Consider the following 9886-nt stretch of genomic DNA (forward strand, 5'->3'; position numbering starts at 1 on the left):
GATTTTTGTGCCACAATGTCAAGTTTTTTTGATGTTAATTTTCCTTTTGATGATATCTTTTTCCTTTTGGAGTGCTGAAACTCTAAACTCTAGTTCATGTTTATTCCAACGGGTCAAAATCAGTTATGAATCTTGAAAAAGTAGTATTCGGTTTTTTTATTGTGCTCGCTTTGTCGCTGAATTATGGCTTTTTCATAGGCGATATTGACAATCCCATACATCATCATCCCTATGAATTGTACGCTGCAATTATTGTCAATCTCATAGCTACGGTACTGAAATTTGGGGATAGGACCCAGATCGGAGCGGTTCATCTGGCTACCAGCCTGGTTGCGGATTTACATCTGATCGCCGCTGCCATTTTGTATGCAGCAATAAGTGGCACGCCCGAAGAAGCCATTATGATTAATCATGTTGTTTCTTTATCAGGAGGCGCACTGCTGGCAAATTTTATTTCCGTCGTTCTGCTGATCGCTGAAACGATCAGTCTTCGCAGATAGGCGATCGATCAATGTTACCCTGAACAGGTATAGCCAGAATTCGAAAATGAATAACATCATTTTTCTTATTTTGCGCCGCATGCGGATACCGCTGATTGCTGTAATAGTCAGTTTCGGTTTTGCCGTGGGCGGACTGACATTGATGCCAGGCATAATAATTGACGGTGAAGTTTCATACCTGTCATTATTTCAGGCGTTTTACATCATAAGTTATACGGCTACAACAATTGGCTTTGGCGAGGTGCCGCATGAATTCAGTACCATGCAACGCCTGTGGATGACATTTTCCATTTATTTAACGGTAATAGTATGGTTTTATGCAATTGGTAAGATAATCACACTGTTTCAGGATGTCAGCCTGAAAATAGCCGTTACCACCGCCCGATTTGCGAAATCTGTCAAAAGCTTGAGCGAGCCGTTTTATATTATTTGCGGTTATGGTGAAACCGGCAGTTTGCTTGTCAATGCGCTGGATCACAAAAATATACGTGTTGTTGTGATAGATATACTTCAACTCAGAATCAATGAGCTTGAATTGGAAGATTTTCAATACGATATTCCGGCACTGTGCGCTGACGCGTGCCTTCCTGACATTTTAATCAAGGCAGGAGCCAGGCATCCTTTCTGTGCCGGTGTCGCAGCGCTTACTAATAATGATCAGGCAAATCTGGCAATTGCTATTTCAATTAAGCTTGTAAATCCCGCTTTAATGGTTTTGGGACGTGCCGAGAATGTCGAAACAGCCTCGAATATGGCATCTTTTGGTACGGACCATATAATCAACCCGTATACGCTGTTTGGAGAATACCTGGCAATGGAAGTGCACGCCCTTGGCACATATCTGTTGCACGAATGGCTGACAGGCGTTCCGGAGCGAATCCTGCAGTCACCAGTCTGTCCACCTATCGGCAAATGGGTAGTCTGTGGCTATGGACGTTTTGGCAAATCTATTGTGAAGAATTTGCAGCGCGAACATATGACCACTGTTATCGTTGAAGCCAATCCCGAATTGACCGGATGTAAAGAATATATTTTAGGTAGCGGTGCCGAAGCCAGGACTCTGGAAGAAGCCGGTATCAGGGATGCAGTTGGTATCGTTGCCGGAACGGACAATGATATCAACAATCTCTCTATCGTGATTACTGCGCGAGAAATCAACCCCGATCTGTTCGTCGTTATTAGAAAGAACAAACGATACAACGATATTTTGTTTGAACAGTTCAGGGCTGATATATCGATGCAACCGAGTGATATCATCGCACATGAGTGTCTCGCCCATATGGTGTCTCCCTTGCTCGCACAATTTCTTCTGCTGGCACGAAATCAGTCTAATAAATGGGCGAACCAGTTGATCGCGCATCTGGTGAGTGTGGTAGGAGAGCAGGTGCCTGAAACATGGTCAGTCACTGTCGATTATCATTCTGTTCCTGCAGTAGCTACGCTTATTTCTCAAGGTATAACAGTATCCCTCGATAACCTGAGGCGCGATCCCGGCAATCGCGACATTCAACTTGATCTTGTGCCGTTAATGGTAGTGCGAGAAAACGACCATATTCTTCTGCCTGACTACACATTCCAAATCAAACGCAGAGACCAGATTCTATTTTGCGGCCGAACCAGTGCCAAGAATGCATTAGCCTATGTCATGAACGATCCCAAAACACTCAACTATATTATTAGTGGCAAAGAAATTCCAGATAGTCTTGTATGGCGGTGGATCAGTCAGAAATTAAAGGAATAAAAAAGAGTTTAGATATTGTTTGATCAGCCTGCAATTGATCAATAAATCATGTCTGTGTGAATTGGCCTTAAAATTTTTCATGATCGTTTCTTATTCTTTTCTTCTGAGAAATCCTATTTTTATAATGCTTGAATTTAACAAAATATTTCTGGATATAACCAAGGGTGTCAATCAGCATTGAAGATTTGCCAGTTTTTTTCAAAAATAGCACCCAAACTTACCAGTTTAATAATTATGCAATTGTTTTTACGGTTTAGTTTTTCTTCACCATAGACGCTGACACTGGAAAAATTTCAACGACTGATTTACAAAGTCGATGGTTGTTCAGTTGATTTTTGAGATTCAATACTACGCGAAAGATTAGAAATAATGACTCACCGCATGAGAAATTGATTTTAATTAAACAAAATGTGATAATACGTATTAAATACGTATAGGTGGTATGATGAAGAAATTAACCATTACAGTAGATGACGAAGTGTATAAAGGCCTACATGCGCGTATAGGGCGCGGTAATATCAGTCGTTTCCTGAACGATATGGCACGTCCGCACGTCGTCGCTGATGATATTGAAGCGGGCTATATGGCTATGGCCGCCGATGAGGAACGTGAACAGGAAGCACTTGAATGGGCTGAGCAAGGCATGACTGATTTAACCCATGGCGAAACATAGCACCATTGTTCCGAAAAGGGGAGAAATCTGGTGGATCAGTTTTGATCCTTCAATCGGTGGTGAAATTAAAAAAACCCGTCCGGCAGTAATCATTAGCAATAACATTGCAAACAAGGCTCTAAACCGTATTCAGGTTATTCCACTCACAAGTGTTGTCAAAAACATCTATCCTGCCGAATGCTTGGTAACCATTCAAAACAAACACAGCAAAGCTATGGCCGATCAGCTTACCCCCATAAGCAAATTACGCCTTTCCGCCAAAATAGGAACTGTTACTGCTCATGAAATGGACGAAATCGAGCGTATTATACGGCTGCAATTGGGTATGTGATTTCGTTAATCCCAGATTTCCCGTTAGGAAAATTTCCAATGGAAGCCATTAGAGAAACTTGTTGAATATAAAGTTGTTTCTAAAAATTTGAGTTGCTTAAATCTGCAAGCTTTTCTTCCAGGAGATTTCGACAAAAGTTGTTTATTTGATTGGTTCTTCGTTATTGGGAAATCGCTAATGGAAAATCTGGGATTAAACAGGGTGGTAATGTGCTGAAATAACCCAGCATCTGTGAACGGCGCAACTGTTTGCTGTCAATCAGCGTGCAAAACTATCCAGGGTTGAGTGGAAAACAGTGTTGAAAAGTATCCACTCTGAGATGATAAATTACAGGCATTTTGCCGGATCCACTTCTTTTTAAAATGTAAACCAATTAAGGATTATCCAGTAAAGACCTCACTTTATCCAAGAATATATCACGCACAAATGGCTTGACGATTATATCCGCCGCACCAGCCTTATGGCTTTCCAGGATTACATTCTTTTTACTTGCCCCGGTAATCATCAGAATTGGAATCTCTGCAAGACGTGAAGAAGTTTTAATTTGTTTTACTATATCTACTCCACTCATATCAGGCAGCATGACATCAAGAAGAATAAGATCTGGTCGGCCATTTCGTATTATATTAAATACTTCGTAACCATTTGCTGCAAAAATTAAGTTGTAGTTTTCTTCTTTAAGAATAGAGCTAATAATTTTATGTTGAAACTCGTCATCATCAACTACCAATAAGGATGGCTGGATACTATTAGCAAGCGCGTTTAGTTCACGTAACGACTTTAAATGAGTATTATTCGCTTGGTAAAACTCATTAGTCCATTGTTTGAGCGGGTCAGTAGACTGAGCAAGTGTGTGATAAGGCGTTTCAAAGGCGTCTCGTTTAAGTTGTTCAAGCTCCAATTGCAGTTTATCACTGCTTTTTACCTTTACAATATCATCATAAGTACCCTGCATAAGACGCTGTGAAAAATTTTCAAGTGATGAAGATGATTGATTGGTAGCATCTGAAACAGCTCGATCGAACGCGTCAATTCTATTATTTCCCTGCGCTAACTGATCAGTTAGCATTTTCTCTAATGTAGCAAGTCTTCTCACTTGGACTGCAAAATCAGCTGCCGTTGGCATTTCACTACTGAGATTGGCTTGTGCGCGCAATGCTAGATAAACAGACATCGAGAGACGAAATGAATCAACTGTCATAGGCCAGAACAAAATATAATCGTCAAATATTCCTTCTCGACATAAATTGTAGGCATGACGAACTTCATCTTTGTTACATAAAACGATTGTACGGTGGGGGTGTAGTTGAATCGCAAAGCTTTGTCGGTACAATCCTAAGCAGTAACGCTCAGATTTTTCCAATTCTTTAAAAACTAACACCAGCACATCCGGTTGGTGTTGATTAAAATCGTTTGATGCCTGGTCTAGGCCTACTGTCGTTCTTGTATTTGGATAATCTGCAGAAAGTAATTTCTGCACGACACTCGCATCGCTTTTGTTATCCGAAGCAACTAAGATGGAGGCGGTATTTATCAAGGAGCGGTTCATAAAAAGTGCTTTCTTTGGTAATAAACCAAATATGCAGGCATCAATGCATATTTCAGATTAAATTAAGCATATCAATGTAGTCATAGAATTCATATTAAATAGCCTTTGCTTCACATTGCATTTCTATAACAACTCTGACTCTTGCTATGCTACTGAACAGTCTCATTTAGTGAGATTAAATTGTTATTCACGTAAACCATTTCTAATTTAAATTTGGTATACAAATCTTTCAACAACTTAGTTTTACCATTTTTCCCCGCTTGCTCGATCTGTTGGCATATATCACCCAATCTTAGAGCTCCAACACTGCGTGCAGAAGATTTTAATTTGTGCGCAGCCCTGGTTGCTTGTTCGCAATCGGAAGCTTCGCATGCTAGCTGTATTTCTCTTTCAATTTTGGCTGCACTTGTAAGAAACTCAGATAACATTTCATATATTACTGCTTGATCGTCACCAACTAATTCTCTTAAGACATTGACATCAATAGATGCAGCTTCCGGATTCGATGCAACTTCCGAATTTTTCAAACTCTTTTCCATTTTAATTTTCGATGGATTTTGCCATTTTTTTATTTTTTCTTTCAGAACGGATAATTGTACCGGCTTAGAAAGATAATCATCCATTCCTATATTTTTGCAGTGCTCGGCTTCGTCTTTCAATGCATTCGCAGTAAGTGCGATAATTGGAATTTGATTTTTATTGGCTTTGGCCTCTTCTTCACGAATTGTAGCTGTAAGCTGATAACCATCTATATGAGGCATGTGTATATCTGTAAGCAACATTGCATACTTATTGATCTTCCATAGTCTAAGCGCCTCACGACCATCTTCAGCAATATCTGCTTTCACACCTAACAAGCATAATTGGCGTTGAATAACCTTCTGGTTAATTTCATTATCTTCAGCGACCAAAATAGGACTATCCAAATATAGATAATTTCCCAGATCTGTCGTTTCCGTTACTGGTTTACAAATTATGTTATCGTTGACAGACTCTATGTCTTGGATTAAATCGGCCGCTAAAGCTACTGTGTGTAACAAATTCTTACGAGTAAGAACATTAGCATCAATCAGAAAAAGATTATCCCCCAGGCAACGCGGCTTTCTGCGTCTTCCACGGCCAATAACTACAATACGTATATTTTGTTGTGAATACTGACTGATTATTGTGTGAAGTAATCCAAAAGAAAAATCAACTTTGGCATCGAGCAACCAGACCCATGGCTTGCCTGAAATAGTTGTATCGCATAAATTAATATCATTAATACAATTAGCGTGTTGCACGTGTGCACCCGCGTGTGATAAATAATGCCCAATATACGAGATGAAACCATCTTTGGAGCCTATGGTTACACAGGACAAATCAGCTAAAAACTTAGATTCACATTCATTTAGTTTCGTGGGGCTCCGTTTTTGAAATGGTAATCGCAGATAAAATGTGCTGCCTTCGTTCAATTTACTTCGAACGTTGACTCCTCCTCCCATCATATGCGCTAGTTGACGACTGATAGCCAACCCCAATCCTGTCCCGCCAAAACGCCGTGTAGTCGAAGCTTCACCTTGTTGGAAAGCATTAAATAATTGCGACTGTATTTCTTCACTCATGCCAATGCCGTTATCACACACTTCGCATTGCAACCATAATTGGTCTTGATTAGAAGAGTCGAGTTTTATATGGACAAATACAGATCCCTGTCGCTTCAATTTACTTGAGAACTTAATAGCATTGCTGATTAAATTATAAAGAATCTGGCGTATACGAAGCGCATCACCATGTAATTGACCAGGAATCTCGGGATCAACGAAAAAAAGCAGTTCGACATTTTTCTGATCCGCTATGCGGTCAAGCAATGCACACACTTTTTCTGTCTCTTTTTCAATTGAAAACAGCTCATTGGTTAGTTGTAGTTTGCCAGCTTCAATCTTGGAAAAATCAAGAATATCATTGATAATATCAAGTAAGGCAGTCGCTGATTCTTTTGCTATCGTGGTTACTTCTATCTGATCTGGTTGTAGGCTGGATTGGGTCAAGACTTCGAGCATGCCAATAACACCATTCATTGGCGTGCGAATTTCATGGCTCATCTTTGCCAAAAATTCTGATTTTGCTTGACTGGCAGCCTCAGCTTTATCTCGAGCTGCCTCCACATCAGACACTAATTTCTTATGTGCACTTAAATCGTGTAACACTCCTGAGAAATACCGCTCATCTTTCACAACATACTCATTAATAAATAATTGAACTGGCAAAAAATGGCCATTTTTATGTTGTGCTTTTGTTTCTTTTTCAAATTCTATAGATTTTGTATCTCTAGTATGGAGCCAGCAGTTGTGTTCACTACAAAGCATTTCTGGGATCAAGAAACTTATACTGGACCCGACAACTTCTTTGCCTGTATACCCAAGAATAGTATTAATTGCGGGATTAGCCGATAGCACAATCCCATTTTTATCCATTGTCAAAACCACATCTTTCAAATGATTAACCAGTGCATTGGTTTTAGCGCTTTGTAACTCTATATCACGAGTGCGTACTGATATTTTCCGCTCCAAATAAAAACTATATCCCATTGTATTTAAGGAGTATGCAGTAATCAGCATCATTAAAATAATGCCGAAAAAAAGTAATACTATAGGACCAGTTTGCCAAATGAGGCCATTATCATGAAGATTCCACATTTCAATTTGCAAACCTTTATTTGCAAAAATTGACTTCAGTTGATCTGTCAAATCTGGTGCTAACTGAGCTGGAATTTTATGTTCTAAAATTGTTGTTGATGAATTCCAGCTAGCAATTGCTGTTATTCGTAGTGCAACATTCAGATCATCTGCTTTGGAAGATAAATCCTCAAAGAAAAACAGCATATTAATTTGTGCAGCAGCAAAACCAAGCAATTTGTTTGTATTAAATTGATTTGCATCCAGTGGCCCGTCTGCAAACACAGGGTGAATCAACCACCAAACATGTCTATCTGAGTTGATTGACTTAGCCAAAGCCAGTCGCCCAGTTTTCATTGAATCATGAAGAGCCTGTCTGGGTACTTGTTCAGCGATATTTTTACCATAAAGATTATCCATATGATCTTCTGGATAAATAAATTGATGGCTAAATACTCCAGATTCTTTATTGAATCCTTCATTTAAAATCCAGGAAAAAGTAATGTGGCATTTTTGTGTTTCTATATTCTGATTAAAGCTTACAAATTCTGATAAATTTAATTTTTCATTACTCTTGACCAAAGCACCGATGCTACGTAGTCGGTTTTCACTAGCCTTGATTAAATTGTTGGCATACAAGATGATTTCATTAGATTTTTCTTTAAAGGTAAAGTGTGAATTGCGGTCTACATCATGGTTCATCAAAAAAAGACCTGCTATTAATAATGAAGCAGTACCTAACAAAGAATAGATAATGATAGATATTCGACGTCGCCAACCATTTCCGAAAAACACATTTGACTGCGAATAAAAAACAACAATCGGAGTTAATGCAAATATTCCCAATATATCAAGCGCATAATTAGAGATCCAAGATAGCATTATTGCATTGCCATATAGTCCATTGAATTGATATAGAACAAACGTATCAATGGTGGTAGAAATCAGGCATGCAATTGGACCAATTTTAAAAAGAAGAGCCCATATTTTTACTATATCAAGGTATTGATTCGAGCTCCTAAGGTATGGTCTCGCAAAATGTGCTCCGATCAACGCCTGAAGAACCGAAGCACTTGCGGTAAAAAATGCAGCAATTATGTGGATGGTGATCGATTCTACATCGTGAAATTGACTTAAATTATGAATAAAATCAACTGTGAAAGTACTTGCCCAAATAAATTGCCATAAGCGTGTTCCCCAAATAATAAATATAGCAAAAGCAAGTCCAGCTGGTATTCCGGCAAACAGATTGTAGTAATCAAGAAAATTGAACAGCTTAGTTAAATATGCACATGTAGCGTAGACCAGTACAACCAAAAGCATTTTTGACCATGAGGAACTATTAGCCAAAAAATAACTTAATCTTGTCGCGGATGTGATTATGTATTTATACAAATATTGTGTATATATGCTCATTTGTAATTACAGGGGATTTTCGTATATCGCAGGGAGCATAACTTAATCTCTATGAAGATTAAGCTATAATTAGATACTCAAAACTATGCCAAATTTACCTGGAAATATATTCTGCCTACATCAGAAATAAGCATAAGATAATCACACCATCGACAACTACCTTTGTTGCGCAGATTAACTTTAATCTGATTGTATATTCCGGCCTAACCTGAACAGCCATTCTGGTTCAGTATGAACAGCTATTCCGGTTAAAAAAATGAGCATTCACACTAAATTTACTCTGTCTCTCAGAAATTATTTTTCTTCCATCTGAGCAAAATCAATGATAGGCCTTCGGGTATTAGCTTCGCATACATCCCTGAAGTTTACGTTGATTAGAGAAGTCGCTAGCATATAAGCTGAGGCCTAAGAAAATATCCCTCTATATTGAATTTCTTACTATTTTTCGATTCTTAATTGCCACGAAACAGATTTCCGGAATTGGCATTCAACCTCCGGAATGAAAAAGTTGTTTTTTCACTGAATCTGAAATTTTTCACTTAGATAGTGTCGAATCTTTTTTTATAGCAAAGATCGCATTGCTATCGATACTACTCGTGGAACTTAATGAAAAATTCAACGTCACATTGGGCGGTTATGGTTAATTTGAATGCTGAGCACGGCCTTTATCTATTGTTAATGGCACTTATTGAAGGCCGTAACCCGGAGTTAGGACATTATTTAAAGCGCATCCAGAAACTTGCTGCTTTATTTTCTCAATTTAAAGAATTAACGATAAAAGAAACTGAATTTTTAGTTATTGGCGCAGGTATACATGATGTTGGCATGCTTTTAATAAACGATTACATTGTAAATAAACCTTCAAAACTAACAAAATCTGAATATTCATTAGTTCAAAAGCATGTTGATTTTGGTTTTAAAATATTAACGTGAAAGAAACCGCTAATCAGGCGCACATAATCCTGACCAGCTAAGGTCATCGCAGAATTGGCATTTTTAAACTTGATCTGGTTTGATAA

7 protein-coding genes are annotated in these 9886 nt (G+C 38.5%); 5 read left to right on the forward strand and 2 right to left on the reverse strand.

Features of this window, described 5'->3' with window-relative positions; genetic code table 11:
• Positions 1 to 125 precede the first annotated feature (125 nt).
• From BMY62_RS15190 to BMY62_RS15205, 4 genes are all read left to right on the forward strand, one after another.
• Entirely contained in the window at positions 126 to 500 is a 375-nt protein-coding gene (locus BMY62_RS15190; RefSeq protein ID WP_090661932.1) for a DUF6394 family protein, read from the forward strand.
• 46 nt (positions 501 to 546) lie between these two features.
• Positions 547 to 2241, forward strand: a complete 1695-nt coding sequence (locus BMY62_RS15195) for a potassium channel family protein (RefSeq protein WP_090661935.1) — start codon at positions 547 to 549, stop codon at positions 2239 to 2241.
• A gap of 445 nt (positions 2242 to 2686) precedes the next feature.
• Positions 2687 to 2914 carry a hypothetical protein gene (locus BMY62_RS15200; RefSeq protein ID WP_218143003.1) on the forward strand — a complete coding sequence of 76 codons (228 nt, stop codon included), beginning with the start codon at positions 2687 to 2689 and terminating at the stop codon, positions 2912 to 2914.
• On the forward strand, positions 2901 to 3245 hold the full coding sequence (locus BMY62_RS15205; RefSeq protein WP_090661941.1) for a type II toxin-antitoxin system PemK/MazF family toxin: 345 nt from the start codon (positions 2901 to 2903) through the stop codon (positions 3243 to 3245). The genes BMY62_RS15200 and BMY62_RS15205 overlap by 14 nt, the downstream gene beginning before the upstream one ends.
• A gap of 373 nt (positions 3246 to 3618) precedes the next feature.
• On the opposite strand, the gene BMY62_RS15210 is transcribed toward BMY62_RS15205, so the two are convergent.
• Together BMY62_RS15210 and BMY62_RS15215 are read right to left on the reverse strand one after the other, a co-directional pair.
• Positions 3619 to 4794, reverse strand: coding sequence for a response regulator (locus BMY62_RS15210; protein WP_090661943.1), 1176 nt, complete (start codon positions 4792 to 4794; stop codon positions 3619 to 3621).
• A gap of 149 nt (positions 4795 to 4943) precedes the next feature.
• On the reverse strand, positions 4944 to 8801 hold the full coding sequence (locus BMY62_RS15215; RefSeq protein ID WP_177170420.1) for an ATP-binding protein: 3858 nt from the start codon (positions 8799 to 8801) through the stop codon (positions 4944 to 4946).
• A 672-nt stretch (positions 8802 to 9473) separates the two neighbouring features.
• Here BMY62_RS15215 and BMY62_RS15220 point away from each other — a divergent pair.
• Positions 9474 to 9800 (forward strand): HD-GYP domain-containing protein, encoded by a 327-nt coding sequence (locus BMY62_RS15220; RefSeq protein WP_143058842.1) that lies wholly within the window; start codon positions 9474 to 9476, stop codon positions 9798 to 9800.
• Positions 9801 to 9886: the final 86 nt, after the last annotated feature.

Source organism: Nitrosomonas marina, from assembly GCF_900111605.1.
Taxonomy (GTDB): domain Bacteria; phylum Pseudomonadota; class Gammaproteobacteria; order Burkholderiales; family Nitrosomonadaceae; genus Nitrosomonas; species Nitrosomonas marina_A.

Bases quoted from the DNA above. Each gene is read 5' to 3' on its own strand.
- BMY62_RS15190 (WP_090661932.1), top strand. From the start codon at position 126: ATGAATCTTGAAAAAGTAGTATTCGGTTTTTTTATTGTGCTCGCTTTG.
- BMY62_RS15195 (WP_090661935.1), top strand. From the start codon at position 547: ATGAATAACATCATTTTTCTTATTTTGCGCCGCATGCGGATACCGCTG.
- BMY62_RS15200 (WP_218143003.1), top strand. From the start codon at position 2,687: ATGAAGAAATTAACCATTACAGTAGATGACGAAGTGTATAAAGGCCTA.
- BMY62_RS15205 (WP_090661941.1), top strand. From the start codon at position 2,901: ATGGCGAAACATAGCACCATTGTTCCGAAAAGGGGAGAAATCTGGTGG.
- BMY62_RS15210 (WP_090661943.1), bottom strand. From the start codon at position 4,794: ATGAACCGCTCCTTGATAAATACCGCCTCCATCTTAGTTGCTTCGGAT.
- BMY62_RS15220 (WP_143058842.1), top strand. From the start codon at position 9,474: ATGAAAAATTCAACGTCACATTGGGCGGTTATGGTTAATTTGAATGCT.